A 26,936-nucleotide genomic window follows, 5' to 3' on the forward strand; every position below is an offset into this window, starting at 1 on the left:
GCGGAGCCGGGGCCTCGGCGGCGGCCTGCCGGTCGCCGACGGCCAAAGCCGACTCGGCGTCACCCGGTAGCCCGGATTTCGCCCCATTCGCGCGGGACCACGGCGTACCTGCCCGAGACCTCGGCGTACCTGCCCGAGACGTCCGGGCGCCTGCACGGGACCTCCCGGCGCGGTAGCGCCGAAACTTGCGGCCGCGTCAGCGGCCGATGGCCGCCGCCATGACTCGGACGGCGGAGACGAGACCGTCGATCAACTGCCCCTGGCGGAACGAGCTGGAGGCGGCGGTGACGCCGAGCTGGCAGACCCGGTCGTTGGCCCGATCCTCGATGGCGCGCCCGGAGCGCACCTCGATGGCGCGATCGTCGGGCGAGACCGCGATGAGCACGGCCCGCTCCGGGTCGGGCACGGTCGGGAGCAGCGCGTCCGCGCCTGCCGCCGGATCGCCGCCGAGGTCACCGATGAAGACGGTGAACCGGACCCCGGTGGCCCTGGTCCCCTCGATGAGCGCGTTGTCCAGGGCGACCAGCTCGTGGTCGGAGAACGGCGCACGCCGGAACTCGGTACCCGGCTCGTGCACCCCGGAGACCCGGCCGCTGCTGGTCAGCGCGTACCCGTGCGGCAGGTCGGTCTCGACCACCGCGGGCCACTTAGAACTTGCCACTTGCCCGGCCTCCGATCAGTTCCGCGGCGGCACCGTGCCCACCGTGGTGCCCGTGCCCGATCACCTCGTCGGTGGCACTCCACAGCACCGGCTCACCCGTCCACGGCTGACCGAGTTCGTAGTGCGCCGGCTTCTCGCCGGGCAGCGGCTTGCCGAGGTACGACAGGCCGGCGATCGCACCGTAGATCACCAGCGGAACGCCGCCGAAAATCAGCACAGTCTCGAGAATGCTCACGGCTCCAAGATATCCGATCCTGTGTAGTAGTTCTTCCTCCGACCCACCGTCAGACCAGCCAGGCGGCGGTATCCGACGGCAGCGCACCGTCCGCGAGCGGCCCGCTGGCCAGCAGCAGCTCCCCCTCCGGCAGCGCGATCGGGGCGTTCGAGGCGTTCAGTACGCAGGTCAGCCCGCCCGGCCTGCGCACCGTGACGGTATCGGCGTTGCCGTCGAGCCACTCCAGCCCGTCGGCCGCGAACTCCGGCCTGGTGCGGCGCAGCTCGAGCGCGGTGCGGTAGAGCGCGAGCACGGAGCCGGGCTGCGCCAGCTGCGCCTCGACGGTGCGATCGGCCCACGCCGCGGGGATCGGCAGCCAGCTCTGCTCGCCGTCGGTGAAGCCGAACGGCGGCGCGGCCCCGGACCAGGGCAGCGGCACCCGGCACCCGTCGCGGCCGCGCTCGGTGTGCCCGGAGCGCTCCCAGACCGGGTCCTGCAGCACCTCGTCCGGCAGGTCGTCCACGTTGGGCAGCCCGAGCTCGGCGCCGTTGTAGACGAAGACCACGCCGGGGAGCGCGAGCTCGAGCAGCGCCATCGCCCGCGCCCGCGCGACGCCGGGCGCCCCGCCGCCGTACCGGGTGACCTCGCGCTCGATGTCGTGGTTGGAGAGCGTCCAGGTGGGGGTCGCCCCGACCGGGGCAACCGCGGCCAGCGAGTTCTCCACCGCGTCGCGGATGTCGGCGGCCTCGAAGGAGGTCTCGGCGAGCCGGAAGTTGAAGGCCAGGTGCAGCTCGTCCGGGCGGACGTACTCGCCGAAGCGGACGTTGTCGTCCACCCAGACCTCGCCGATGCTCACCGCGTTCGGGTACTCGTCGATCACCTTGCGGATGCGCCGGTGGATGTCGTGCACGCCCGGGTTGTTGAAGCGCGGGTCGTGGTCGTCGTGGACGAGCATCTTGGTGTCGACCTTGGCCATGTCCGGCAGGCCGGGCGGCTTGGCCATGCCGTGCGCGACGTCGATCCGGAAGCCGTCGACGCCGCGGTCCAGCCAGAACCGCAGGGTCTGCTCGAAGTCGGCGACGACGTCGGCGTTCTCCCAGTTCAGGTCGGGCTGCTCGGCGGCGAAGATGTGCAGGTACCACTGCCCCGGCCTGCCGTCCGGCTCCACGATCCTGGTCCAGGCCGGGCCGCGGAAGATGCTCGGCCAGTTGTTCGGCGGCTCGGAGCCGTCGGCGCCCCTGCCGTCGCGGAAGATGTAGCGGGCCCGCTCGGGGCTGCCCGGCCCGGCCGCCAGCGCCGCCCGGAACCAGGCGTGCTCGCTGCTGGTGTGGTTCGGGACCAGGTCCATGGTGACCCGGATGCCGCGCTCGTGCGCCGCCGCGATCAGCTCCGCCATCGCGGGCAGGCCGCCGAAGAGCGGGTCGATGTCGCGCGGGTCGGCCACGTCGTAGCCGCCGTCGGCCATCGGCGAGCGCATCACCGGGCAGATCCAGAGCGCGTCGACCCCGAGCTGCTCCAGGTAGCCGAGGCGCTCCCGGATGCCGCCGAGATCACCGACCCCGTCACCGTTCGAGTCGGCGAACGAGCGCGGGTACACCTGATAGAAGACGGCCGACTTCCACCAGGGCGTGGACTCTGCGGGGGAAACGGTCATCCCGTCATACTGCCCGAACAAACGGGCATTACGCCCGGCGTGGCACCATGCCGCTCACCACGTCGCGTTCATCAGCGAATTCGCCGCCATCTCCAGGTAGTCGAGGAGCTTCGCGCGGTGCGCGTCGTCCAGGACCTCGGGTTCGATCTCCGCGACCGCGGTGCGCATGCAGCGCAGCCAGGCGTCCCGCTCGATCGGGCCGATGCTGTACGGCATGTGCCGCATCCGCAGCCGGGGGTGGCCGCGCTCGTCGGAGTAGGTGCGCGGGCCGCCCCAGTACTGCTCGAGGAACATCCGCAGCCTGCGCTCGGCCGGGCCGAGATCCTCCTCCGGGTACAGCGGCCGGAGCACCGGGTCGACCGCCACCTCGCGGTAGAAGATCGTCAGGATCCGCCGGAACGTCTCGGCTCCGCCGATCTCCTCGTAGAACGACGTCGCTTGCTCGCCGGAAGTCATGGGTCCTCTCGGGGGCTGGTCTGGGTGCGGTTCCGCGGTCCATTCTGCCGCCTGCCCGGCGACCGCGCCGCCACGGGCCGGAGGCCGGGATACTGGGTACCCCGCCCCGTGTGATTCAGCCGCCGTTAACCGGAGATTGCTCGAAATCACCGTGCAATCCAGCGGAAACCGTGGTCAACTGGGGGGCAGTCTCAGCCGAGATAACACATGATCCTGCCAATCATGAAATCGAGGTCTCCCGATGAAGCAGCGGCACAGCGCCCGGTCACCCGAGGCGCGTGGGCACCGACAACTCCAGCCCGCCGACGTCCACAGTCGTGGGTCGGGGGCTACTCCGCTGCACATCCTGTCCGACCGATATCCGGGTTCGCACCACCCCACCGGCCACGTGCCGCTCCTGCGATCGGCCCCGCCACCCGAGGCTCCCAGTTGGTTGAAGCGCCGGGTGCTGCTGCTGAACGCCACCTTCGAGCCGCTCACCGCGCTCTCCGCCCGGCGCGCCGTCGTGCTGCTCATCTGCGGCAAGGCCGACCCGGTGCACCAGGACCCGGAGAACCCGGTGGTGCACTCCGCCGAGGCCGCGGTCGCCGTGCCGTCGGTGATCCGGCTGCGCACCTACGTGCGCGTCCCCTACCGCGCCCGGGTCCCGATGACGCGGGCCGCGCTCATGCACCGCGACCGCTACCGCTGCGGCTACTGCGGCGGCAAGGCCGAGACCATCGACCACGTGATCCCGCGCAGCCGCGGCGGCGAGCACTCGTGGGAGAACTGCGTGGCCAGCTGCGCGCCGTGCAACCACCGCAAGGCCGACAAGATGCTCAGCGAGCTGGGCTGGGTGCTGCGCGCCCCGCTGGTCTCGCCGAAGGGGCCGCACTGGCGGTTGCTCTCCACCACCGCGGAGCTGGACCCGCAGTGGCTGCAGTATCTCGGCGAGGGCGCCGCCTGAGTCAGGTGTACTCGACCACGAGCAGCGCCCAGGTGCCCGGCTCCAGCGCCTCGAAGACGTGCGGGCGGTCGCCCGGGTAGGAGATGTAGTCGCCGGGGGCCAGCTCCACCGGCTCCTCGCTCGGGCCGACCCGGGCGCGGCCCCCGGCGAGCAGGATGTGCTCGACCACGCCGGGGATGTGCGGGTCGGAGTCGCGGGCGTGGCCCGGCTCGCTGGTGATCCGGAAGAGGTCGCGGCGCGCGTGCACCGGGCCCGCCGCCAGCAGCGTCGCCCGGTAGTCGGCCTTGGCCGAGGCGACGACCGGCCCCTCCCCCGCGCGGATCACCTGGACCGCGGGGTGCGGGGGGTCGAGCAGCCGGGAGAACGGCATGTCGAGGGCGACGCAGAGCGCCCACAGGGTTTCCAGGCTCGGGTTCCCCGCCCCGGATTCCAGCTGGGAGAGCGTGGATTTGGCGATGCCCGCGCGGTTCGCGACCTCGCTCAGGGAGAGGCCGGTCCTGGTGCGCTCGCGGCGCAGGGCGGCGGCGATCGCCGCCTGCGGCGGCGCGGGGTCGGGCCTCGTCATGCGCTCAAGGAAACCACGCGGACGGGCCGCGTTGACGAACCGGCCGCTCGGCGTTCATTATAAAAGTCATGCGTTCGATATGGCGAACACTCATCCCCGACGTGCTGGATCGGGGCACGCTGCGCGGCATCGTCGCGGTGTGCCTTGCGGTCGGCGTCATCGGCATCTCCTACGGCGCCACGGCGGTCGCGGCCGGGTTGCCCGCGTGGGTGCCCCTGCTGCTCTCGGTGCTGGTGCTGGCCGGTGGGTCCGAGTTCCTGTTCGTCGGGATCGTCGGCGCGGGGGGCAGCGTGGTCGCCGCGGTGCTGGCCGGGCTGCTGGTGAACACCAGGCACCTGCCGTACGGGCTCGCGGTGCCGGACGTGGTCGGGCGCGGGGCGCGGCGGCTGCTCGGCGTGCACGTCATGAACGACGAGGCGGTCGCGCTGGCGGTCGCCGAGGCGGAGCCGGAGCGGCGGCGGGCCGCCTACTGGCTCGGCGGGGTCGGGGTGCTGCTCGCCTGGCCCGCCGGGGCCGCGCTCGGCGCGCTCGTCGGCAGCCTGGTTCCGGATACCGCGGCATTCGGCTTGGACGCGGTGTTCCCCGCGGTGCTGCTCGCCCTCATCCTCCCCGCGCTGGCGCGGCGCCGGACCAGGCGGGCGGCGCTGACCGGCGCGGTGGCCGCGGTAGCAGTTACCCCGTTCCTGCCCGCCGGGCTCCCGGTTCTGGTCGCGCTGGCCGGGCTGCTGGTCGCGTGGCCGACCGAGGATTCCCGAGAGCCGGCGCCGTGCTGATCGCCGGGATGCTCGCGCTCGCGGCAGGCACCTACGCGCTGCGTGCGGCGGGGCCGCTGCTGCGCGAGCGGGTCCGCTTCCCGGCGTGGGTCACCGAGCTGCTGGAGATCGCCGCGGTGGTGCTGCTCGCCGCCATGATGGCGACGCAGACGTTCCCGCTCGGCGAGCGGATCGGGCTCGCGCTGCCCTGCGGTGTCGCGGTCGCGGGCGTCCTGGCCTGGCGCAGGGCCCCGCTGCTCGTGGTGGTGCTCGCCGCGGCGGGGGTCACCGCCGGGCTCCGCCTGTTCGGCGTCGCCTGACGCTCAGTTGGCGGTGAGCGAGATACCGCCCCCGTGCCTGCGGGCGACCGATCCGTAGCGGGCGTCGATGCGGAACCAGGTCCGGGTGCTGCGCACCCGGACGATCTCGTCGGCGGGGATGCGGCGGGGATCCGCCTTCTCCCCGGAGAACGGAATGAAGTCCATCGCGGTGAGCGCGAAGACCACCCGCATCGGCACCGCCACCTCGGCGCCGTCCCCGGTGACGGTGAGCACCGGCTGGTCGAGCAGCGAGGCGGGCGGCCCGTGCCCGCTCCCGTGCTCCCTGGCCAGCTCGACCCCGCGCTCGGCCAGCTCGACGAGCGTGCGTGCGGGCACATCGTCCACGTGCGCCCACCCACCGCCGGGCGGCAGCGCACCGCGCCAGGCGGAGTCGAGCGAGTAGCCGAGGTCGATCGGCAGCCCGCTGCCGAGCCCGTTCAGCAGCAGGTCGGCGGAGACGGTCACGTCGTCCAGCGCGAGGTCGGCGGAAACCGTCCGTACGGCGAGCGTCTCGAAGCCGGTCGCGGCCCAGGCCGAGACCAGCTCCGGCCCGCGCCTGCGCAGCCGGATCACCGCCGCCGGGTCCAGCCGGACCGCCCGATTCGCGAAGGTCGCCAAGTTCTCCCGCTCCGCCGGGTCGGCGACGTGCAGGACCCGCTGATCCCCGGTCAGTGGCTCACTCCATCCACTCCGCGAGGTAGCCGCGCTCCGCCTCGGTGAGCCGGCGCAGCCGCTGCGTCCTGATGTCGAAGGCGGCGATCTGCGTCGTCGCCGTCACCGCCGGGGTGGAGTCCGGCGCGGCGCCCGCCGCCCTGACCTCGTACCCGATGGTGAAGTCGACCGCCCGCAGCTGGGTGATGCGCATGGCGATATCGAGCGGCGTGTCCTCGTGCCGCAGCTGCCCGCGGTAGCGAACGTGCAGGTCGGCGAGGACACAGCCCTCGCGCATGGCCGCCGTCGGCCTGCCGTCCTCGAAGAGCCACGGGATCCGCGCCTCCTCCAGCAGCGTGACCATCCTGGCGTGGTTCACGTGCTGGAAGACGTCCATATCGGACCAGCGGATATCCACCTTCGCGTGGAAGCGGAGCGGGAGCGCCCCCGCTCCCCGGACACTGTTGCGTACGTCGACGCTGGTCACCTTGCTACCTCCGGTTACGCACCCACGCCGCTCACCATGCTTCGGACCTGCCGCGCCGCAACCGAGAGGGTGGCGAGGTCGTGGGTGCCGGACTCGAACAGTTCGGCCAGTGCCGCCCGGGCGCGCCCGAGGCGGGACTGATTCCTCGACTCCCAGTATGCAATCTTGTCGCCCGGCGCCTCGTCCGGCTCCGAGTCGCTCAGCACATCCATGGTGAGTGAACGGAGCGAACCGTACATATCGTCGCGCAGCGCGAGCCGGGCCAGCGCGTGCCAGCGATCCCCGCGCTCCAGGCCGCTCACCGCGGCGAGCAACCAGTCGATCTTGAGGTGCTCGTTCAGCGCGTAGTACAACGCCCCGACCTCGTCACCGTCCCGGTTCACGATGTCGGCCACGTCGAGGATATCGAGCAGCGGATACAGGTTGAGCAGGCCGAACACCTCGGTGGCGAGGTCGGTCGGCGCGCCGCGGGCGATCAGGTCGGAGGCCTGATCGGTGAGGCTGGCGACGTGCGGCCCGCGCAGCCAGTTCGGCGCCGCCTCGCGCAGCTCCGCCACCCCCGCGGCGTACCTGTTGATCTCCGCGCCCACCGCGATGGGCTGCGGGCGATTGATCAGCAACCAGCGCGAAGCGCGATCGAGTGTGCGCTTCGTCTCGAGTTCCAGCTGGTCCCGGACCGCGGCGGGGGCATCGCAGTCCCGGATCCGCTGCCACAGGGCAGGCAGGTCGAAGATCTGCGCCGCGGCGGCGAAGGCGCGAACGGCGTCGGTGGTGCCCGCGCCGATCTCCTCGCGCAGCCGGTAGGCGTAGGTGATGCCGCCGTAGTCGACCACCTCGTTCACCACCATCGTGGTGATGATCTCGCGGCGCAGCCGGTGCCGCTTGATGGCAGGGGCGAAGCGCTCGCGCAGCGGGGTCGGGAAGTACAGCGGCAGCCGGTTCGAGAAGTGCTGGATGTCCGGCAGGTCGGAATCGAGCAGGTCCGCCTTGAGCGCCAGCTTCACGTGCGCCATCAGGTTGGAGAGCTCGGGCGAGGTGAGCCCGCTGTGGTGCTCGTAGCGGTGCTGCAGTTCGTCGTCGGTGGGCAGCGCCTCCAGCTCCCGGTCCAGCCCGCGCCGCCGCTCCAGGTCGTCGACGAGCCTGCGATGCACGCTCACCATGTGCGCCGCCTCGGTGCGCGAGACGCCCATCAGCATGTTCTGGGTGACGTTGTCGCGCAGCACCATCTCCGCGACCTCGTCGGTCATGGAGGCGAGCAGCGGGTTGCGGTCGGCCGCGGCCAGCTCGCCGCCGCTGACCACCCCGTCCAGCAGGACCTTGATGTTGACCTCGTGGTCGGAGCAGTCGACACCGGCCGAGTTGTCGAGGGCGTCGGTGTTCATCTTGCCGCCGTCCAGGCAGAACTCGATCCGGCCGAGCGCGGTGACGCCGAGGTTGCCGCCCTCGCCGATCACATCGACGCGCAGTTCGTTGCCGTTCACCCGGACCGGGTCGTTGGACTTGTCCCCGACGTCGGCGTTCGTTTCGCTGCTCGCCTTGATGTAGGTGCCGATGCCGCCGTTCCAGAGCAGCTGCGCCGGCGCCTTCAGGATCGCGCGCACCAGCTCCGGCGGGGAGAGCGAGGTGACGCCGTCCGCCAGCCCGAGCGCCTGCCCGGCCTGTGCGCTGATCGGCACCGCCTTCACGGTGCGCTCCCAGACCCCGCCGCCCGCGCTGATCAGGGAGGTGTCGTAATCCGCCCAGGACGAACGGGGCAGCTCGAACATGCGCTGCCGCTCGGCGTACGAGGTGGCCGCGACCGGGTCCGGGTCGAGGAAGATGTGCCGGTGGTCGAAGGCGGCCACCAGCCGGATGTGCTCGGAGAGCAGCATGCCGTTGCCGAAGACGTCACCGGACATGTCGCCGACGCCGACCACGGTGAAGTCCTGGGTCTGGGTATCGATGCCGAGCTCGCTGAAGTGCCGCTTGACGCTCTCCCAGGCGCCGCGCGCGGTGATCCCCATGGCCTTGTGGTCGTACCCGGCCGAGCCGCCGGAGGCGAAGGCGTCGCCCAGCCAGAAGCCGTACCGCCCGGCCACGTCGTTGGCCTCGTCGGAGAAGCGCGCGGTGCCCTTGTCCGCCGCGACCACCAGGTAGGTGTCGTCGCCGTCGCGGCGCACCACCCGGTCGGGCGGGCGCACCGCGCCGGTGGCGAGGTCGACGTTGTCGGTGAGGTCGAGCAGCCCGGCGATGAAGGTGCGGTAGCAGGTGACGCCCTCGGTGGCGAGCGCCTGGCGGTCGGCGGCCGCGTCACCGGTGCTCGCGGGCGGGCGCTTCACCACGAAGCCGCCCTTCGCGCCGACCGGGACGATCACCGCGTTCTTCACCGCCTGCGCCTTGACCAGACCGAGGATCTCGGTGCGGAAGTCCTCCAGCCGGTCCGACCAGCGCAACCCGCCGCGCGCCACCGAGCCGAAACGTAGGTGCACACCCTCGACCCGGGGCGAGTAGACGAAGATCTCGTACTTCGGCCGCGGCTTGGGCAGTTCGGCGATCTCGGCGGGCTCGACCTTGATCGAGAGGAAGTCGCGCGGTTCGCCGTCGGCGCCGGTGACGTAGTAGTTGGTGCGCAGGGTCGCGCGGATCAGCCCGAGCAGGGCCCGCAGGATGCGGTCCGCGTCCAGGCTCACCACCTCGTCGATCCTGGTGCGCAGCCGCCCCTCCAGCTCGGCGGCCCGCTCCGCGGATTCGGCATCCGGGTCGAACCGGGCCGCGAAGAGATCGAGCAGCAGCCGGGCGGCCTCCGGGTAGACCAGCAGCACCCGGGCGATATTGACCTGGCTGTAGGGGAACCCCGCCTGCTGCAGGTACTTCGCGTAGCCGCGCAGCACCGAGACGTCGCGCCAGGCGAGCCGGGCGCGCAGCACCAGCTCGTTCAGCCCGTCGGCCTCGGCCCGGCCGAACCAGACCGCCTCGAAAGCCTGCACGAACCGGTCGCGCAGCCCCTCCGGCGGGGCGTGCACCGCGGTGGCGCCGTTCGGCGAGCGCAGCAGCTCGGCGTCCAGGTCCTTGTCCAGCGCGTCGCGCAGCAGCTCGGGGCGGGCCTGCACGCCGAAGTCGTAGATCCACCACTCACCGCGCCCCGCGGTGCCCGCGCGCGGCGTGATCCGGTACGGCCGCTCGTCCACCACCTCGACGCCGAGGCTCTGCAGCACCGGCATCACCTGGCTGAGCGAGACCCCGGTGCCGCCGATGTAGAGGCTGAACCGCCACGAGCCGGGGGCGGAATCCGGGGTGCGGTAGAGGAACTGGTCGATGGTGTCGGCGCCGAGCCGCTCCAGCCGCACGATGTCGGCCAGCGCGCGGGCCGCGTCGAAATCCTGCTTGTAGCTCTCCGGGAAGGCGCCGGTGTAGCGGTCGAGCACCTCGGTGGTGACGACGGCGGTGGCGGCGAGCTCCTCGTCCAGCCGGTCCTGCCAGGACTTGCTGGTCTCCACCAGCAACCGCTGGATCCGCCTGCGGTTCTCGTCGCCGGTGTCGGGCAGGTCGGTGCCTCGCGGCATCCGGATCGTGAAATACACGCTGGCGATTTCGTTTTCGCTGACCCGGACCGAGTACTCGATGTCATCGCTGCCGAGTTCGTGGCCGAGGATGCCCTGCATCCGCAGCCGCACCTCGGTGGTGTAGCGATCCCGCGGCATGTAGACCAGGCAGGCCACGAAGCGGCCCTGCCGGTCCGCGCGCAGGAACAGCCGCACCTGCCTGCGCTGGCGCACGGTGAGCACGGCGGAGGCGGTGTGCCCGAGGCTGTCCGCGTCGGAGGAGAAGAGCTCGGTGCGCGGCAGCGACTGGATGGTCTCCAGCATGGCCTGGCCGGAGTACGAGGACAGCTCGTGGCCGCTGCGCTCGATGGCCCTTTCCACCCGGCGGGCGATGACCGGGATGTCCAGCACGTTCTCGTGCACCGCCGTGACCGTGAAGACGCCGAGGAAGACGTGCTCGCCGATCACCGCGCCGGATTCGTCGAAGTCGGCGACCCCGACGAAGTACGGGTACGCCGCCCGGTGCACGGTGGCCCGGACCAGCCCCTGGGTCAGCACCAGCAGCGGCCGGTCGGCGCCGGCGAAGGGGACCGCGAAGTCGGTGCCGACGTCGGGGGCGAGCACGCCGAGGCAGCTCTCCCGCACCGGCTCCGGCACCTCGTCGCCGTCGTGGTAGCGGTAGCGGCCGTAGCCGAGCACCGTGAAGTTGCCCTCGGCCAGCCAGTCCAGCAGTTTCGCGGTGTCCAGCAGGTCATCGGCGGGGAACGGCGCGTCGCCGCGCTCGGCCGCGGCGCGCAGCGCCCCGGCGACCGCCTGCTGCTGCCGGAGGATGTCGCCGGTGTCGGCGACCACCTGGCGCACGTCCTCGACGACCTCGGTGATCGAGCCACGCACCTTCTCCAGCAGCGCGGAGCTCACCGTCGGCGGCAGCTGCACGAACATCCAGGACTCGGAGATCCAGTCGTCGCCCCGGTTCCCCGCCCCGTGCGGGGTCACCGCGGTGAGGACGCCGTCCGCCCGGCGCACCTCGAAGATGGGGTGCACCAGCTCGACCATCCGGACGCCGAGCTTGCCGAGCGTCGCGGAGACCGACTCGACCAGCAGCGGCATGTCGTCGGTGACGATCTGCAGCGCGGGGCCGAAGTCGGACGCGTCCGGGTGGAAGACCCGCACCACGGCCTCGCGGGGCCGCCGCACGCGGGCGAGTTCGAGGTGCAGGCGGAAGATGTCGGTGCCGCCGTGGATGGCGTAGTCGACGTCGCCGGCGTCGACATGCCGGAAGTACGCCTCCTCGAGCTCGGTGAGCGACTCGCGCACCCGCTCCGGCAAACTCTCGGACCACTGCTCTGTGGACACTTCGGACGACACCGTCATGCTCCTGACATCTCCCTCGATACGGATTCGGTGATCAGCCGTGCATCGGCCCTGATGCGGGGAGAACCACCTCGACGGAGCACGCCGGAAATTCCAGCGGGTCCGGGAACGCGCACTGCGACGGCGGATTTCACCACTCGGCGATCGAGGGCGAGTGCACGGCAGAGCGAGGGAGGTTCAGACCGAACCTGGAATTGCACGTAACCCACACTATCGACTCCGCGCGAATACGGCGCGACAGTACGGAAGCTACTGGTGGGGCAATAAGTTACGGGCCGTGGTGGGTGGGAGAGCGGACCGGCCGGATGGGTCCGACCGGTCGCGATCGAACCCACCCGGAAATTCCGGCCGGAAAAAACTAGTCGCGGGTCAGTTTGCGGTGCGTGAGCCGGTGCGGGCGGGACGCCTCCAGACCGAGACGTTCGATCTTGTTCGCCTCGTACGCCTCGAAGTTGCCCTCGAACCAGAACCACGCGGCCTCGTTCGCCGAGTCGCCCTCCCACGCCAGGATGTGCGTGCAGGTGCGATCGAGGAACCAGCGATCGTGCGAGATCACCACGGCACAGCCGGGGAACTGCTCGAGCGCGTTCTCCAGCGAACCCAGAGTTTCCACGTCGAGGTCGTTGGTCGGCTCGTCGAGCAGGATCAGGTTGCCGCCCTCCTTGAGGGTGAGCGCCAGGTTCAGCCGGTTGCGCTCACCGCCGGAGAGCACCCCGGCCGGCTTCTGCTGGTCCGGGCCCTTGAAGCCGAACGCCGAGACGTAGGCGCGGGACGGCATCTCCTGCTGGCCGACCTGGATGTAGTCGAGCCCCTCCGAGACCACCTGCCACACCGTCTTGGTGGGGTCGATCCCGCCGCGGCTCTGGTCGACGTAGCTCAGCTTGACCGTCTCGCCGACCCGGACGATGCCGCTGTCCGCCTGCTCCAGCCCCACGATGGTCTTGAACAGCGTGGTCTTGCCGACGCCGTTCGGGCCGATGACACCGACGATGCCGTTGCGCGGCAGCGTGAACGACAGGTCCTTGATCAGCTGGCGGTCGCCGAAGCCCTTGTCCAGGTGCTCCACCTCGACCACCACGCTGCCCAGCCGCGGCCCGGCCGGGATCTGGATCTCCTCGAAGTCGAGCTTCCTGGTCTTCTCGGCCTCGGCGGCCATCTCCTCGTAGCGGTCGAGCCTGGCCTTGTTCTTGGCCTGCCTGGCCTTGGCGCCGGAGCGCACCCAGGCCAGCTCCTCCTTGAGCCGCTTCTGCAGCTTCTGGTCCTTCTTGCCCTGCACCGCCAGCCGCTCGGCCTTCTTCTCCAGGTAGGTGGAGTAGTTGCCCTCGTAGCCGATGGCGCGGCCGCGGTCCAGCTCCAAAATCCAGCCTGCCACGTTGTCCAGGAAGTACCGGTCGTGGGTGACAGCCAGCACGGCGCCCGCGTACTGCGCCAGGTGCTGCTCCAGCCAGAGCACCGACTCGGCGTCCAGGTGGTTGGTCGGCTCGTCCAGCAGCAGCAGGTCGGGCTTGCTCAGCAGCAGCTTGCAGAGCGCGACGCGGCGGCGCTCGCCACCGGAGAGGTTGGTGACCGGCTCGTCCGGCGGCGGGCAGCGCAGCGCGTCCATGGCCTGCTCCAGCTGGGAGTCGACGTCCCAGGCGTCGGCGTGGTCCAGATCCTCCTGCAGCCTGCCCATCTCGTCCATGAGCTCGTCGGAGTAGTCGGTCGCCATGAGCTCGGCGATCTCGTTGAAGCGGTCGAGCTTGACCTTGATCTCGCCGAGCCCCTCCTCGACATTGCCGCGGACGGTCTTCTCCTCGTTCAGCAGCGGCTCCTGCTGCAGGATGCCGACCGTCGCGCCGGGCGCGAGGAACGCTTCGCCGTTGTTCGGCTGGTCCAGTCCGGCCATGATCTTCAGCACGCTCGACTTACCCGCGCCGTTCGGACCGACGACACCGATCTTGGCACCGGGAAGGAAGTTCAACGTGACGTCGTCGAGCACGACCTTGTCGCCGTGCCGCTTGCGAACCTTCTTCATTTGGTAGATGAACTCAGCCATGGAGCAAAGCCTATCGGTGGAAGGAAACGGATACCGTGCGGGAGCGGGCCCTGCGGGCACCCGCCGACCGTGCGCTCAAGCGTCGACCGGCTCGGCGATGCGGGTGGGACCCGGGCGGCTCACCGTACCCGATTCGACCGCGCGATCCGGGAACGGCCCGGCGGCGGCTTCCGGCAGCTCCCGCGGCGCCACCCCGGCCTCCGGCATCGGCTCGGTGACCGCCTCGGACTCCCCTGCCCCCGGCCTCGGCCGCTCGGCGCGCCGGGTGATCGCCACGCTGCACCTGGCCAGATCTGGGCCGATGGCGACGGCCCGCATCTCCAGGTCGCGCCGCTCGACGCCGTCCTTGGCGCGGTACTCGTGCGTCCGCAGCTGGCCGTGCACCAGCACCGGGTCGCCGCGGCGGATCGAGGCGTGCACGCCGGAGACCAGCCGCCGCCAGCAGCTCACCGTGAGGAACAACGTGCCGTTGTCCACCCATTCCCCCGACGCCTGATCGAACCGCCGGGAATTGCTCGCCACCCGGAAGGTGATCACCGGCTCCCCGTTCGCGAGCTCCCGCTTGGCCGGGTGGGTGACCACCGTGCCCGCCACCGTCGCCATCGCCTCGTACATCGTCGCGCCCCCTTCGCATCCACGCTCTTCGTGTCCGGTTCCCAGGGTGCCGCAGCGGGGCGGGCGACGACCCCGCCCAAGAGGGGGGCTGTGGATAACTCGGCCCCTGTGGACAACCCGGGCTCAGCGCGCGGCCGGGTCGCCGTTCGCGCCGCACAGCACCACGATGGTCCGGCGCCCCGGCTCGGCGACGAAAGCACCGCTGATCAGGGCGGCGAGCGCCGCCGCGCCGGACGGCTCGACCGCGATCCGGAACTCGCGCCAGAGCAGGTCGCGGGCCGCGTCGACGGCGTCGTCGGTCACGGTGAGCGCGGGGACGTCGGAGCGGCGGGCGAGATCGAGCGCGATCGCCCCGATCCGGTCCGGGCCCGCGGAGTCGGCGGCGGGCACCTCGACCGGCCGCTCCGCGCTCAGCGCGGCGCGCAGCAGTGCCCTGCGCTCCGGCTCCACCCCGATCACGCGCTGCCGCCTGCCGAGCGCGGCGGCCAGCCCGCCGATCAGCGCGCCGCCGCCGACCGCGGCCAGCACCGGCGGCCTGCCGCGCACCTGTTCCTCCAGCTCCAGCCCGAGTACGCCGGCACCGGCGACCACCGCGGGGGTGTCGTGCACCGGCAGGTACAGCGCCCCTGTCCCGGCCGCGAGCTCGACGGCGTGCGCGCAGGCCTCGGCGTGGGTGGTGCCGTGCCAGCGCACCTCGGCGCCGTGCGACCACATCGCGGCGACCTTGCTGTGCGGCGCCGTCTCCGGGACGACGACGGTGCAGGTCCGGCCGAGCCCCGCGGCGGCGAGCGCGGCCGCGATCCCGGCATTGCCGCCGGCGGCGAGCACCACGTGCGTCGGCCGCGCGGCCGCGGTGAGCAGGGCGTTCAGGCTGCCGCGGAGCTGGAAGGTGCCGCCGTGCTGCAGGTACTCCAGCTTGAGCGAGACCGGGAATCCGGCGACGGTGGTGTGGAAGACCGGGGTCTTGCGGAGCTGCCCGGCGAGCCGCTTGCGGGCCGCGCGCACGTCGGAGCGGAAGACCCGCGGCGGCGCGGCGGTGGTCGCGGAGTCAGTCACCGCGCGGCCCACGGTCGCGGCGCGCCAGCTCGGCGTACATGGCGTTGTACGCGGCCAAGTCGGCGTCGTGATCGCGGTCGGCGGCGCGGTCGGTGCGCTGGGCCAGCCGTTCGTCGCCGCGCGACCACTGGATGAGCAGCGCCAGCATCACCACCACCAGCGGGATCTCGCCGCTGGCCCAGGCCAGGCTGCCGCCGGTGCGCTGGTCGCCGAGCAGGTCGGCGTTCCAGTCGATGCCGAGGTTGCGGTAGAACCAGGCGCCCATGACCGTGGTCATGCTCATCAGCGCGATGCCGAAGAAGGCATGGAACGGCAGCGAGCCGAACACCATGGCGAGCCTGGTCAGCGGCTCCACCCGGCGCGGCTTGGGGTCGATCCCGATCACCACCCAGTAGAAGAGGTAGCCGCTGAGCAGGAAGTGCAGGTTCATCAGGACGTGCGCGGCGTGTGAATCGGCGTACGCGTCGAAGATGCCGCCCAGGTACAGCGCGTAGAAGCCGCCGACGAAGATCACCGAGGCGACGATCGGGTGGGTCAGGAACTTGGACACCGGGCTGTGCACCGCGGCCAGCAGCCACTCCCGCGGCCCCGGCGGGTTCTCCCGGCCCGCCGGCGGCAGGGCGCGCAGCGCCAGCGTCACCGCGCCGCCGAGCGCGAGCAGAATCGGGGTCAGCATGGAGAGCGCCATGTGCGCGCCCATGTGCACGCTGAACACCGCCGGTGAGTACCGCCCGACCCCGGACGAGGTCGCGACGAGCAGCACCAGGCAGCCGGAGAGCCAGGCGATGGTGCGCCCCACCGGCCAGCGGTCGCCGCGCGCCCGCAGCCGCCGGACGCCGAGCAGGTAGAGCACCGCCAGCACCACCGCGGCGGTGCCGAAGAGCAGGTCGAAGCGCCAGTCGAAGGCGAGCCGGGCGAAGGTCGGCGGCCCGGCCAGGTCGTAGCCGAGCTCGACCTCGGTCGGCGAGGGAACGGCGGTCGGGGCGGGCGGCGGGGTCCGGCCGAGCCCGGCGGCCAGCCCGAAGGTCGCCGCCAGCAGCAGCACCTCGACCCCGGCGAAGCGCACCAGCGCCCCGCGGTCACCGGGGTCGGCCGTGAGCGCGGGCAGCGCGGCCCGCCGCTGCAGGTACCCGAAGACCCCGAGCACGATCAGCGCGGCCGCCTTGGCCAGCACCAACCGGCCGTAGGTGGTATCCAGCAGGTCGCCGGGCGGCACCCGGACCCAGGCGTTGATCACCCCGCTCGCCGCGATCACGGCGAAGGCCACCGCCGCGACGGCGGAGAACCGGCGCGCGGCGAGCGCGGTGTGCGCGCCGTCGCGCAGCGCGTGCGCCAGCACCGCGGCCAGCCCGCCCGCCCAGACGGCGGCCGAGATCAGGTGCAGGATGAGCGAGTTGGTGGCGACGTCGTGCGCCCCGCCGGACGAGGAGTGCCCGGTCAGTGCCAGCGGCATCATGGCGATCACCGCGCCGAGCAGCAGCAGCGGGGTCCAGCCCCAGCGCAGCGCCAGCCGGGCCCCGACCGCGACGAGCAGCGCGCAGAGCACCGTGGTTCGCCAGGCCCCGGCCAGCTCGATCTGCCCGACGGCGCGCCACAGCTCGGCGGGCTGCCAGACGTCGCGCACCGGCCGCCCCGTGGTGTCCGATGCGGTGAGCGGGACGAGCAGCGCGGCGCAGCAGGCCCAGACCAGCGCGGCGTCGGAGGCGCGCCGCACCGCGCGGTACCCGGCCACGTCGAGCAGGCCGTCCCGCTGCGGCGGCACCAGGAAGGCCGCGAAGAGCAGCGAGCCGACGGTGAGCGCCGCCGCCAGATCGGCGAGCGCACGGACCGCGGGCAGGCCGTAGGTGGTCAGCGGCCCCGGATCGGGGATCCCGAGCAGGGTCAGCGCCTCGGCCGCCGAGAGCCCGACGACGAGCGCGGCGACCACCGCGCCGACGGCACCGGCGACGGCGAGCAGGACCGGAAAGGTGAAGGGCCCCGCGACCGGCGCGGGAGCATCCGCGGGAACGTCGCTCACCGGAGCGGATTCGTGCGGGGCGGACATACGACCCAGCGTAGTGGGAGCGGGAAACTCCGTGACGGACGGCTGCCGGGTCTCCGGCGCACCGGGTCGCTATACTCGCCGTGCCGGTGCGCGCGGGGATGCCACCGGCCACCGTGGATGCGACTGCCTCCGTAGCTCAGTTGGATAGAGCAAGGGCCTTCTAATCCCTAGGTCGCAGGTTCGATTCCTGCCGGGGGCGCACACCACTCGCCATGGGCGTCGCACGCGCACGTCCCCGGAGAGTTACCCGCCGCGTATCGCGGGCAAACCTGCAATCAGCCGCAGACCGCCGCCACCGCGGTGCCGATCAGCCCGAGCCCGTGGTCCAGCTCGTCCTCGCTCAGCGTCAGCGGCGGCATGAGTTTGACGACCTGGTTGGTCGAGCCGGAGGTCTCCACCAGCAACCCCAGCTCGAAGGCGGCCTGCGAGACCTTGCCCGCGTGCGAGGGGTCGGCGAAGACCAGGCCGTGGATGAGGCCGCGGCCGCGGGTGGTCGTCCCCGGATGGCCGGCGGCGATCTCGGCGAGCCCGGCGGCCAGCCGCTCCCCCTTGGCCAGCACCGCGCGCTCCAGGACGTCGTCGGACCAGTACTGCTCCAGCGCGACCCGCGCGGTGACGAAGGCCGGGTTGTTGCCGCGGAAGGTGCCGTTGTGCTCGCCGGGCGCCCACTGGTCGTGCTCGGCCTTGAACAGCACCAGCGCCATGGGCAGGCCGTAGCCGCCGATGGACTTGGACATGGCGACGATGTCGGGGGTGATGCCGGCGATCTCGAAGGAGAAGAACGGGCCGGTACGGCCGCAGCCCATCTGCACGTCGTCCACGATGAGCAGGATGTCGCGGGCGGCGCAGAGCTCGGCGAGCTCGCGCAGCCACTCGACCCGCGCGAGATTGATGCCGCCCTCGCCCTGCACCGTCTCCACGATCACCGCGGCGGGCTTGTCCAGGCCGGAGGAGGTGTCGTCGAGCGCGCGGCGCATCCAGCGCAGCTCGTCCTCGCCGCCGAGGAAGCCGTCGTAGGGCATGGGGTTGGTGTACGGCAGCGGGACGCCCGCGGCCGCGCGCTTGGCGGCGTTGCCGGTGACCGAGAGCGCGCCGAGCGACATCCCGTGGAAGGCATTGGTGAAGTTCAGCACGGTCTGCCTGCCGGTGATCTTGCGCGCGAGCTTGAGCGCGGCCTCCACCGCGTTGGCGCCGGTCGGGCCGGGGAACTGCACCTTGTAGTCCAGCCCGCGCGGCACGAAGACCAGGTCGCGCAGCGCCTCGAGCAGGCCGCGCTTGGCGATGGTCGCCATGTCGAGGCTGTGGATGATGCCGTCGTTCAGGATGTAGTCGACCAGGGCCTGCTTGAAGACCGGGTTGCTGTGGCCGTAGTTGAGCGCGCCCGCGCCCGCGAAGAAGTCCAGGTACTCCCGGCCGGCTTCGTCGCGCAGCCAGCTGCCGCTCGCGGTGGCGAAGACCGTCGGCCAGACCCGGCAGTAGCCGCGCACGTTCGACTCGACGGTCTCGAAAACAGAGGCGGTCATGGGCGGTCCCCGATCGGTGAGCGACGACGCTCCGAGCTTTCTGAAGCGCATGCGTTTCTAACACTGCGCAACCGGGTTCTGCACGGTTTTTGCGCAAACCGGATGGTCAGTGCGCGGAGTAGAGGCTGACCTCGCCGTTCTCCCCGAGGAAGGCGTTCACCAGCAGGATGCCGTCGGCCCGGAGCTGATCCGGCTCCGGCGCCTTCGTGGTGACGTTGATCTGCGGGATCGCGGCCCAGTTCACCACGAATCGCTCGGGCAGCGCGTCGTCGTCGGAGAGCCGGGCCAGCCGGAAGACCGAGACGGTCTTGCCGACCACCAGGTCGCGCACCACGTCGGCGATCCGCTCCGGATCCTCCAGCGCGAACAGGAACCCGAAGGTGAGTTCCGGGGAGGAGACGTACGCGGGCACGATCCGAAGGTTAGCTGATAGCTCGCCGCGGCGGCGGCGACGGAAATGCCCCGGCCGAGTGCACGGCCGGGGCATTCACGGGATGCCTGGAGTCAGCGGACCCCGTCACCGGGGTGGTCGACCACCTCGGCATCGAGGATCGAGCTCTCGGGCTTGAGCACGGGCGCGGCGGCCGCGGGCTGCGGCGCCGCGTCGGCCGCCTCCTCCGCGCGCTGCGCCTCGGCATCGCGCTTGGCGGCGGCGGCCGCCTCGCGCATCTCGATGGCGTCGGTCATCCAGTCGCCGATCTCGCGGGTGACCGCGCCGACCGTGCCGGTGATGATCGAGGCGATATTGCCGACCCGCTTCGCCCCCGACACGGTCAGTTCCTGGATGAGGTCCTTGTTGCTCTCGAATTTCCCGATCATCACACGCCCGCTTCGGTCGCCTCTCGCTTACGCATGACGATAACACCGGGGGTGGGATCGCCCTTCGTGAAGCTGTCGGGCAGCGCGAGCTTGAAGATCTTGCCCCAGACCGAGCCGATCTGCTTGCTGAACGGCCCGGTGTTGTAGGGCAGCCCGAACTTCTCGCACAGCGCCCGCACCTCGGGCGCCATCTCCGGGTACCGGCCGGCGGGCAGGTCGGGGAAGAGGTGGTGCTCGATCTGGTGCGACAGGTTGCCGGACATGATGTGGAAGAGCTTGCCGCCCTCGATGTTCGCCGAGCCGAGCATCTGCCGGATGTACCACTCGCCGCGGGTCTCGTCCATCGTCTCGTCCTGTGTGAACGTCTGTACGCCGGACGGGAAGTGGCCGCAGAAGATGATCGAGAACGCCCACACGTTCCGGACCAGGTTCGCGGTGGCGTTGCCCGCCAGCGTGCTGAGGAAGAGCGGGCCGGTGAGCGCCGGGAAGACGACGTAGTCCTTGAGCGTCTGCCGCCCCGCCTTCTTCCACCAGCCCTTGAGCAGCGGCTTGAGGTCGGACCACTTCCGCTTGCCCTGCACGATGTTCTCCGCCTCGGCGTCGTGCACCATGACGCCCCACTCGAAGAGCACCATGAGCAGGAAGGCGTAGAGCGGGTTGCCCAGGTAGTACGGGTTCCACTTCTGGCCCTCGTCGATCCGCAGGATGCCGTAGCCGATGTCCCGGTCCATGCCGTGGATGTTGGTGAAGGTGTGGTGCATGTAGTTGTGCGAGTGCTTCCACTGGTCGGCGGGGCAGACGTTGTCCCACTCGAACTCGCGGGAGTTGATGTCCGGCTCGCGCATCCAGTCGTACTGGCCGTGCATGACGTTGTGGCCGATCTCCATGTTGTCGAGGATCTTCGACACGGAGAGCGAGGCCACCGCGGCCAGCCAGAACGGCGGGAGGAAGCCGAGGTACATCAGCCCGCGGCCGGCCACCTCGAAGCCGCGCTGGGCCTTGATGACCTTGTAGAGGTACTCGCGGTCACGCTCGCCCAGGTCGGCGGCGACGCGGTCGCGCAGTTCGTCGAGGGCGCGGCCGATCTCCTCGATGTCCTCGGGGCTGAGGACGAGCGGGCCGTCTTTGGTCTCGGTCAGGATGGTCATGGTGACTCCTTCAGATCTCGATGTCGACGTCGCCGACGGCCGCGCTGATGCACAGCTGGATCGGCTGGTCGGGATCGCTGTCGGTCTCCCCGGTGCGCAGGTTGCGGGTGCAGCCGGTGCGCTTGACCGCCGTGCAGGAGAAGCAGATCCCCATGCGGCAGCCGAACTCGGGGGTGAGCCCGGCGGCTTCGGCCTGTTCGAGCAGGCTCTCGCCGGTGTTGTCGGAGCGGACGTCGCTGGCCGAGAAGGTGGTGGCGCCGTGCACGTCCTCGGTGCTGACCGGGGCCAGCGAGATGGTGAACTCCTCGCTGTGCACCCGGGTGCCGAGCCCTTCGGCCTCGAAGACCTCGCGCACCCCGTCCATCAGCTTGGCCGGGCCGCAGACGAAGGTCTCCGCCTCGCGGTACCAGGGGGCGAGCCGCTCGAGCTCGGCCCGGTCGAAATAGCCGGTGCCGGTGCGCCGGTCGGGGTAGCGGAACTCGACCCGCAGGTTCGGGTGCTCGGCGGCGATGCGGGCCAGCTCGTCCCGGTGCGGGACGAAGACCTCGGCCTTGGCGAAGTGCAGGAAGAGGACGTCGCCGCGGTGATCCTCCTCGGCCAGCGTGCGGAGCATGGAGAGCACCGGGGTGATCCCGCTGCCGCCGCTGACCAACAGCACCCGCTCCGGGCGCGGCTCGGGCAGCGCGAAGGTGCCAGCGGCGGGCTCCAGATCGACCACCAGCCCCGGCGCCGCGTGCTGGTACAGGTACTCGGAGACGATGCCGCCGGAGTGCGCCTTGACGGTGAGCTCCAGCCTGCGCTCGCGGCCGAGCTCGGCGTTCACCGGCGAGTAACAGCGGGTGTGCCGCACCCCGTCGACGACGACGCCGAGCGTGACGTACTGGCCTGCGGCGTGGCCCCGCCATTGCTTGGTCGGCCGCAGGGTCAGCGTCACCGATCCGGGGGCGGAGCGGTTCACCCGCTGCACCTCGGCGCGCATGCGCCCGATGGTGAGGGTCGGGCGCACCAGCTCCAGGTACCGGTCGACCGGGTGCGGAGAGGTGAGGGTCTGCACGAGGTTGACGAGATCCACCATGTCGCTGCTCCATACCGTCGAGGACTGTCGCCGACAGGCATGCCCACTTATTTTCAGTGCACGCCTGTACACTCACCAAGTGTGACAAATGAGGGCAGGTGGGTGTCAACCGTGCAGGTGTGTGACGGCAGCAACAATGACGCGAGGAAGTCATGGTGAACGCATGTATGCTCAGCGATGTGACTGAGCAGGCGGCCACTCGGGGCGAGCGCAAGGAGCGCACGCGACAGGCACTGCTCGACGGCACGCTCACGCTCGCCGCCGAGCGGGGTTTCGCCGCGCTCAGCCTGCGCGAGATCGCCCGGTCGGCGGGAATCGTACCGACCGCCTTCTACCGCCACTTCCCCTCCCTCGACGATCTGGGCCGGGCCCTGGTCGACGACGGGGTGAAGGCGCTGCGGCTGGCGTTGCGCGAGGTCAGGCGGAATTCCGGGACGCAGCTGTCGGAGATCGTCCGCTTCGTCTTCGATCAGGTGCGCGCGAAGCGGGAGCTGTTCGGCTTCTTCGCGCGCGAGCGGCACGGCGGCTCGGCGGTGATCCGCGGCGCGATCGCGCTGGAGATCCAGCTGATCGTGCGCGAGCTGGTCACCGATCTCTCCCGGGTGCCGACGCTGGATACCTGGAGCTCGGACGATCTGGAGATCGCGGCGGAGCTGCTCGTGGCAACGGTCTCGGACGGAATCGCCGCGTTCGTCGCGGTGCCGGAGCGCGAGGAGTCCGCGATCGTGGAGCTGACTGTGCGCAAGGTCACGCTGATCGGCGTCGGCATGGGCTCCTGGAAACCGCCGCAGGACTGAGCGCTCAGTTCTCCTTCGCGGCGGGCGGCTCCGCCACCTCGGCCCGGTCCGGGCTGCGCACCGGGAGCAGAACGAGCAGCCCCGCCGCGAGCACGAGCACCAGCCCGACGATGCCCGCGCGGTCGGCGTCGAAGATCCAGACGAAGAGCCCGAACAGCCCGGGCGCGAGGAACGACACCGCGCGCCCGGTGGTGGTGTAGAGCCCGAAGAGCTGCCCCTCCCGGCCGGGCGGGGCGAGCCGGGCGAGGAACGAGCGCGCCGCCGCCTGCGCGGGCCCGACGAACGCGGTGAGCAGCAGCCCGAACACCCAGAACAGCACCGGCCCCGACACCAGCAGCAGCGCGATCCCGCAGACGACCATGCCCGCCAGCGAGACCACGATCACCGGCTTCGGCCCGATGGTGTCGTCGAAGCGGCCCGCGGCCACCGCGCCGATCGCGGCGATCACGTTCGCGGCGACGCCGAAGAGCAGCACATCGGAGTCGGCGATGCCGTAGACGTTCACCGCGAGCACCGCGCCGAAGGTGAAGACCCCGGCCAGCCCGTCCCGGAAGACCGCGCTGGCCAGCAGGAACTGCACGGTGCGGCGGTCGACGCGCCAGAGTTCGCGCAGGTCGCGCCAGAGCACCCGGTACGAGCCGAGCAGCCCGGCGTCGGCGGCGCCGGGGTCGGCGTCGGTGCGCGGCAGCTCGGGGACCGCGAAGAGCACCGGCAGCGCGAAGGCCGCGAACCAGACCGCGGCCAGCATCGCCACCAGGCGGATGTTGAGCCCGTCGTCGGTGGGGACGCCGAGCAGCCCGCGGCTGTCGCCGTCCCCGGCGATGAAGCCGAAGTAGCAGATCAGCAGCAGGAAGATCCCGCCGAAGTACCCCATGGCCCAGCCGAAGCCGGAGACCCGGCCGATGGTCCGCGGCGTCGAGACCTGGCGCAGCATGGCGTTGTAGGGCACGTTCGCCAGCTCGAAGAAGGCGGCGCCGAGGGCGAGCAGCAGCAGCCCGAGCCAGAGGTCGCTGTGATCATCGTGCACGAAGAACATGCCGGTCATGCAGGCGACGGTGAGTCCGGTGAGCACCCCGAGCGCGCGCTTGCGGCCGGCCGCCGCGTCGAAGTACTGCCCGCTGACCGGGGCGGTCAGCGCCACCACCAGCCCGCCCGCGGCGAGCGCCCAGGCCAGCCAGGCGCTGGCCGATGTCCCGCCGGGCAGGTCGTCGCCGACCGTGTCGGTGAGGTACACCGAGAAGACGAAGGTGAGGATGACGGCGTTGAACGCCGACGAGCCCCAGTCCCACAGCCCCCAGGCCACTACCTGTCCGCGCGTGGCCGCGCCACCGACGGTGGCCCGGGCGTTCACCTCCGTCATACCGGGCAGCCTATCCGGGTCGGGGCCGGGAATCGTAGCGAAACGCCCTATGCACCCAATTGCATAGTACTCGGTGTTACGACTACCCTTCCGGCATGGCCCTCGAGCATGCCCTGCTGGTCTCGCTCACCGAGCGGGCCGGTTCCGGGTACGAACTGGCGCGCCGCTTCGACAAGTCCATCGGCTACTTCTGGCGCGCCACGCACCAGCAGATCTACCGGGTGCTCAAGCGGATGGCCGAATCCGGCTGGGTGGTCGGCGAATCGGTGCCGCAGGCGGGCAGGCCGGACAAGAAGGTCTACGCCGTCTCCGCGGCGGGCCGGGCCGAGCTGGCCCGCTGGATCGCCGAGCCCACCGACACCGGAATGCCGCGCAACGAGCTCGGCGTGAAGATCCGCGGCGCCGCGCACGGCGACGTCGCCGCGCTCTGCGTCGAGGTGGAGCGGCACCGCGAGCAGCACGCCGCCCGGCTCGAGGTCTTCCGCATGCTGGAGAAGCGTGATTTCCCCGCGCCGGAGCGACTTTCCGGCACCACCCTGCACCAGTACCTGGTTCTGCGCGGCGGCATCCGCGTCGAGACCGGGTTCGTCGACTGGTGCGACGAAGTACTCCGGGCGCTGCGCCCGGGAAAGGCCGGGCCCGCATGACTCGCTTCCCGCACCTGCTCGAACCGCTCGACCTCGGGCACGTCACGCTGCCCAACCGGGTGGTCATGGGCTCCATGCACACCGGGCTGGAGGACCGGGCCCGCGACATTTCTAGACTCGCCGCGTACTTCGCCGAACGCGCGCGCGGCGGGGTCGGGCTGATCGTCACCGGCGGCTACGCGCCGAACCGCACCGGCTGGCTGCTCCCGCTCGGCGCCAAGCTGACCAGCACCGCCGAGGCGCTGCGGCACCGCGAGGTCACCGCCGCGGTGCACGAGGCGGGCGGGCTGATCGCGCTGCAGATCCTGCACGCCGGGCGCTACTCGTACTGGCCCGCCAGCGTCTCCGCCTCCGCGATCAAGGCGCCGATCAACCCGTTCCGGCCGCGCGCGCTGTCGGCCCGCGGCATCGAGCGCACCATCGACGACTACGTGCGCTGCGCCCGGCTGGCCCGGCTGGCCGGGTACGACGGGGTCGAGATCATGGGCGGCGAGGGGTATTTCCTGAACCAGTTCCTCGCCCCGCGCACCAATCGGCGCACGGACCGCTGGGGCGGCTCGGCCGCGAACCGGCAGCGCATCGCGGTGCAGATCGTGCGCCGGATCCGCGCCGAGGTGGGCGCCGACTTCCTGCTGCTCTTCCGGCTCTCCATGGCCGAATTCGTGGAGAAGGGGCAGACGCTCACCGAGATCACCGCGCTGGCAAAGGAACTCGAAGCCGCCGGGGTGGACATCCTGAACACCGATATCGGCTGGCACGAGGCCAGGGTGCCGACCATCGTCACCTCGGTGCCGCGCGCCGCCTTCACCGAGTTCACCGCGCGGATCACCCGCGCCGTCTCGATCCCGGTCTGCGCCTCCAACCGGATCAACATGCCCGAGGTGGCCGAGGAGATCCTGACCCGCGGCGACGCCGCGCTGGTCTCCATGGCCAGGCCGCTGCTGGCCGACCCCGACTGGGTGCGCAAGGCCGCGGCCGACCGGGCGGACGAGATCAACACCTGCATCGCCTGCAACCAGGCCTGCCTCGACCACGCCTTCCGGCACAAGACCGTCTCCTGCCTGGTCAATCCGCGCGCCTGCCACGAGACCGAGCTGACCCTGCTGCCCACCAGGCGCGGAAAGCGGGTCGCGGTGGTCGGGGCCGGGCCCGCCGGGCTCGCCGCGGCAGTCGCGCTGGCGCAGCGCGGGCACGCCGTCGAGCTCTTCGAGGCCGAGGAGCGGATCGGCGGGCAGTTCGACCTGGCACGGCGGATTCCGGGCAAGGAGGAGTTCGACGAGTCGATCCGGTACTTCACCCGCATGCTCGAGGTCACCGGCGTCACGGTGCACCTGAGCCGGCGGGTCACGGCCGCCGAGCTGATCGAGGGCGGGTACGACGAGGTGGTGCTGGCCACCGGGGTGCGGCCGCGGATTCCGGACATCCCCGGTATCGATCACCCGATGGTGATCTCCTACGCCGAGCTGGTGCGGGCGGAGAAGCAGCCCGGCGAGCGGGTCGCGGTGATCGGCGCGGGCGGGATCGGCTACGACATCAGCGAATTCCTCACCGTCGACGGTCATCCCACGCTCAAGCTCGACGAGTGGAAGGAGGAGTGGGGGGTGAGCCTCGACGAGGAGCTGCCCGGCCAGCTCACCGCGCCGCGCCCCGCGCCCGCCGCCCGCGACGTGGTGCTGCTGCAGCGCAAGCCGGGTGCGTTCGGTGCCACGCTCGGCAAGACCAGCGGGTGGGTGCACCGGGCCGCGCTGAAGGCCAAGGGGGTCGAGCGGATCGGCGGGGTGAACTACGAGCGCATCGACGACGCCGGCCTGCACATCAGCTTCGGCCCCAAGCGCGAGCGCCCCCGCCTGATCCCGGTGGACACCGTGGTGATCTGCGCCGGTCAGGAGCCGGTCCGCGAACTCGCCGACCCGCTACGCGCCGCGGGCGTCACCCTGCACGTGATCGGCGGCGCCGACGTAGCGGCAGAACTCGACGCCAAGCGCGCCATCGACCAGGGCACCCGCCTGGCAGCGCGCCTCTGACGAGTTCGATGCGGCGAACCGGAGGTCGGCACACACTACAGCCCGATCCGGCCGACTCGGCGCGGTCACCCGCAGCGAAATCCGGCCGACCCGACTCGGTCACCCGCGGCAAAATCAGTCGAACGGCGCTTGCGCCGAGTGACAGTGCAGAGCCGCCGACCGCAGGCCGCAGACATCGACCGGATCGGCCGG

Annotated in this window: 24 protein-coding genes and 1 tRNA gene; 7 read left to right on the forward strand and 18 right to left on the reverse strand. The window is 71.4% G+C overall.

The window, feature by feature from the left end; genetic code table 11:
* Positions 1 to 196: 196 nt before the first annotated feature.
* From ACFUJ1_RS10335 to ACFUJ1_RS10350, 4 genes are read right to left on the reverse strand one after another with little or no spacing between them, the layout of a single operon-like run.
* Positions 197 to 661 carry a DUF5130 domain-containing protein gene (locus ACFUJ1_RS10335; protein WP_378644526.1) on the reverse strand — a complete coding sequence of 155 codons (465 nt, stop codon included), beginning with the start codon at positions 659 to 661 and terminating at the stop codon, positions 197 to 199.
* Complete coding sequence (locus ACFUJ1_RS10340) at positions 648 to 896, reverse strand: hypothetical protein (protein WP_378644527.1); 249 nt, start codon at positions 894 to 896, stop codon at positions 648 to 650. Before ACFUJ1_RS10340 ends, ACFUJ1_RS10335 begins: the two co-directional genes overlap by 14 nt.
* A gap of 49 nt (positions 897 to 945) precedes the next feature.
* On the reverse strand, positions 946 to 2,529 hold the full coding sequence (locus tag ACFUJ1_RS10345) for a glycoside hydrolase family 13 protein (RefSeq protein WP_378644528.1): 1,584 nt from the start codon (positions 2,527 to 2,529) through the stop codon (positions 946 to 948).
* Between the two features lie 54 nt (positions 2,530 to 2,583).
* Entirely contained in the window at positions 2,584 to 2,985 is a 402-nt protein-coding gene (locus ACFUJ1_RS10350) for a globin (protein WP_378644529.1), read from the reverse strand.
* Between the two features lie 241 nt (positions 2,986 to 3,226).
* Between ACFUJ1_RS10350 and ACFUJ1_RS10355 the strand changes: the two genes are divergently transcribed.
* Complete coding sequence (locus ACFUJ1_RS10355) at positions 3,227 to 3,931, forward strand: HNH endonuclease (RefSeq protein ID WP_378644531.1); 705 nt, start codon at positions 3,227 to 3,229, stop codon at positions 3,929 to 3,931.
* Between the two features lies 1 nt (position 3,932).
* Here the strand turns inward: ACFUJ1_RS10355 and ACFUJ1_RS10360 are convergent, their stop codons facing one another.
* Entirely contained in the window at positions 3,933 to 4,496 is a 564-nt protein-coding gene (locus tag ACFUJ1_RS10360) for a helix-turn-helix domain-containing protein (protein ID WP_378644532.1), read from the reverse strand.
* 68 nt (positions 4,497 to 4,564) lie between these two features.
* Between ACFUJ1_RS10360 and ACFUJ1_RS10365 the strand changes: the two genes are divergently transcribed.
* A complete protein-coding gene (locus ACFUJ1_RS10365) occupies positions 4,565 to 5,269 on the forward strand; it encodes an AzlC family ABC transporter permease (RefSeq protein WP_378644534.1) in 705 nt (234 codons plus the stop codon).
* A gap of 8 nt (positions 5,270 to 5,277) precedes the next feature.
* Positions 5,278 to 5,568 (forward strand): AzlD domain-containing protein, encoded by a 291-nt coding sequence (locus tag ACFUJ1_RS10370; protein WP_378644759.1) that lies wholly within the window; start codon positions 5,278 to 5,280, stop codon positions 5,566 to 5,568.
* 3 nt (positions 5,569 to 5,571) lie between these two features.
* Here ACFUJ1_RS10370 and ACFUJ1_RS10375 read toward each other — a convergent pair whose 3' ends face one another.
* The 7 genes from ACFUJ1_RS10375 to ACFUJ1_RS10405 form a co-directional block, all read right to left on the reverse strand.
* Complete coding sequence (locus ACFUJ1_RS10375) at positions 5,572 to 6,186, reverse strand: hypothetical protein (protein ID WP_378644535.1); 615 nt, start codon at positions 6,184 to 6,186, stop codon at positions 5,572 to 5,574.
* 58 nt (positions 6,187 to 6,244) lie between these two features.
* Positions 6,245 to 6,616 carry an acyl-CoA thioesterase gene (locus tag ACFUJ1_RS10380; RefSeq protein ID WP_378617306.1) on the reverse strand — a complete coding sequence of 124 codons (372 nt, stop codon included), beginning with the start codon at positions 6,614 to 6,616 and terminating at the stop codon, positions 6,245 to 6,247.
* Between the two features lie 104 nt (positions 6,617 to 6,720).
* A complete protein-coding gene (locus tag ACFUJ1_RS10385) occupies positions 6,721 to 11,601 on the reverse strand; it encodes an NAD-glutamate dehydrogenase (protein ID WP_378644537.1) in 4,881 nt (1,626 codons plus the stop codon).
* 358 nt (positions 11,602 to 11,959) lie between these two features.
* Positions 11,960 to 13,636 carry an energy-dependent translational throttle protein EttA gene (gene ettA / locus ACFUJ1_RS10390; RefSeq protein ID WP_378644538.1) on the reverse strand — a complete coding sequence of 559 codons (1,677 nt, stop codon included), beginning with the start codon at positions 13,634 to 13,636 and terminating at the stop codon, positions 11,960 to 11,962.
* A gap of 75 nt (positions 13,637 to 13,711) precedes the next feature.
* Positions 13,712 to 14,251: a single-stranded DNA-binding protein gene (locus tag ACFUJ1_RS10395; protein ID WP_378644540.1), complete on the reverse strand. Its 540-nt coding sequence runs from the start codon at positions 14,249 to 14,251 to the stop codon at positions 13,712 to 13,714.
* Between the two features lie 123 nt (positions 14,252 to 14,374).
* Positions 14,375 to 15,307, reverse strand: coding sequence for a pyridoxal-phosphate dependent enzyme (locus tag ACFUJ1_RS10400; protein WP_378644542.1), 933 nt, complete (start codon positions 15,305 to 15,307; stop codon positions 14,375 to 14,377).
* On the reverse strand, positions 15,300 to 17,351 hold the full coding sequence (locus tag ACFUJ1_RS10405; RefSeq protein ID WP_378644543.1) for a cytochrome c oxidase assembly protein: 2,052 nt from the start codon (positions 17,349 to 17,351) through the stop codon (positions 15,300 to 15,302). Before ACFUJ1_RS10405 ends, ACFUJ1_RS10400 begins: the two co-directional genes overlap by 8 nt.
* A gap of 125 nt (positions 17,352 to 17,476) precedes the next feature.
* Between ACFUJ1_RS10405 and ACFUJ1_RS10410 the strand changes: the two genes are divergently transcribed.
* A tRNA-Arg gene (locus ACFUJ1_RS10410) sits at positions 17,477 to 17,550 on the forward strand.
* A 76-nt stretch (positions 17,551 to 17,626) separates the two neighbouring features.
* Here the strand turns inward: ACFUJ1_RS10410 and ectB are convergent.
* The 5 genes from ectB to ACFUJ1_RS10435 all read right to left on the reverse strand — a co-directional run bounded on the left by ectB (position 17,627) and on the right by ACFUJ1_RS10435 (position 21,916).
* The gene (gene ectB, locus ACFUJ1_RS10415; RefSeq protein ID WP_378644545.1) at positions 17,627 to 18,874 is read right to left on the reverse strand and encodes a diaminobutyrate--2-oxoglutarate transaminase; all 1,248 of its coding nucleotides are present in this window, start codon (positions 18,872 to 18,874) and stop codon (positions 17,627 to 17,629) included.
* A gap of 106 nt (positions 18,875 to 18,980) precedes the next feature.
* Positions 18,981 to 19,286 (reverse strand): hypothetical protein, encoded by a 306-nt coding sequence (locus tag ACFUJ1_RS10420; RefSeq protein WP_233016464.1) that lies wholly within the window; start codon positions 19,284 to 19,286, stop codon positions 18,981 to 18,983.
* A 92-nt stretch (positions 19,287 to 19,378) separates the two neighbouring features.
* Complete coding sequence (locus ACFUJ1_RS10425; RefSeq protein WP_378644546.1) at positions 19,379 to 19,693, reverse strand: hypothetical protein; 315 nt, start codon at positions 19,691 to 19,693, stop codon at positions 19,379 to 19,381.
* Entirely contained in the window at positions 19,693 to 20,841 is a 1,149-nt protein-coding gene (locus ACFUJ1_RS10430; RefSeq protein WP_378644548.1) for a fatty acid desaturase family protein, read from the reverse strand. The genes ACFUJ1_RS10425 and ACFUJ1_RS10430 overlap by 1 nt, the downstream gene beginning before the upstream one ends.
* Before the next feature lie 10 nt (positions 20,842 to 20,851).
* Entirely contained in the window at positions 20,852 to 21,916 is a 1,065-nt protein-coding gene (locus tag ACFUJ1_RS10435; RefSeq protein ID WP_378644549.1) for a ferredoxin reductase, read from the reverse strand.
* Between the two features lie 179 nt (positions 21,917 to 22,095).
* On the opposite strand from ACFUJ1_RS10435, the gene ACFUJ1_RS10440 reads away from it, so the two are divergent.
* The gene (locus ACFUJ1_RS10440; RefSeq protein ID WP_378644551.1) at positions 22,096 to 22,713 is read left to right on the forward strand and encodes a TetR family transcriptional regulator; all 618 of its coding nucleotides are present in this window, start codon (positions 22,096 to 22,098) and stop codon (positions 22,711 to 22,713) included.
* A gap of 4 nt (positions 22,714 to 22,717) precedes the next feature.
* Here ACFUJ1_RS10440 and ACFUJ1_RS10445 read toward each other — a convergent pair whose 3' ends face one another.
* Positions 22,718 to 24,106 (reverse strand): MFS transporter, encoded by a 1,389-nt coding sequence (locus ACFUJ1_RS10445; protein WP_378644760.1) that lies wholly within the window; start codon positions 24,104 to 24,106, stop codon positions 22,718 to 22,720.
* Between the two features lie 62 nt (positions 24,107 to 24,168).
* On the opposite strand from ACFUJ1_RS10445, the gene ACFUJ1_RS10450 reads away from it, so the two are divergent.
* Complete coding sequence (locus ACFUJ1_RS10450; RefSeq protein WP_378644552.1) at positions 24,169 to 24,720, forward strand: PadR family transcriptional regulator; 552 nt, start codon at positions 24,169 to 24,171, stop codon at positions 24,718 to 24,720.
* Positions 24,717 to 26,744 (forward strand): NADPH-dependent 2,4-dienoyl-CoA reductase, encoded by a 2,028-nt coding sequence (locus tag ACFUJ1_RS10455; RefSeq protein WP_378644554.1) that lies wholly within the window; start codon positions 24,717 to 24,719, stop codon positions 26,742 to 26,744. Before ACFUJ1_RS10450 ends, ACFUJ1_RS10455 begins: the two co-directional genes overlap by 4 nt.
* Positions 26,745 to 26,936 lie beyond the last annotated feature (192 nt).

It is taken from the genome of Nocardia sp. NPDC057227 (assembly GCF_042669725.1).
Lineage (GTDB): Bacteria > Actinomycetota > Actinomycetes > Mycobacteriales > Mycobacteriaceae > Nocardia > Nocardia asteroides_A.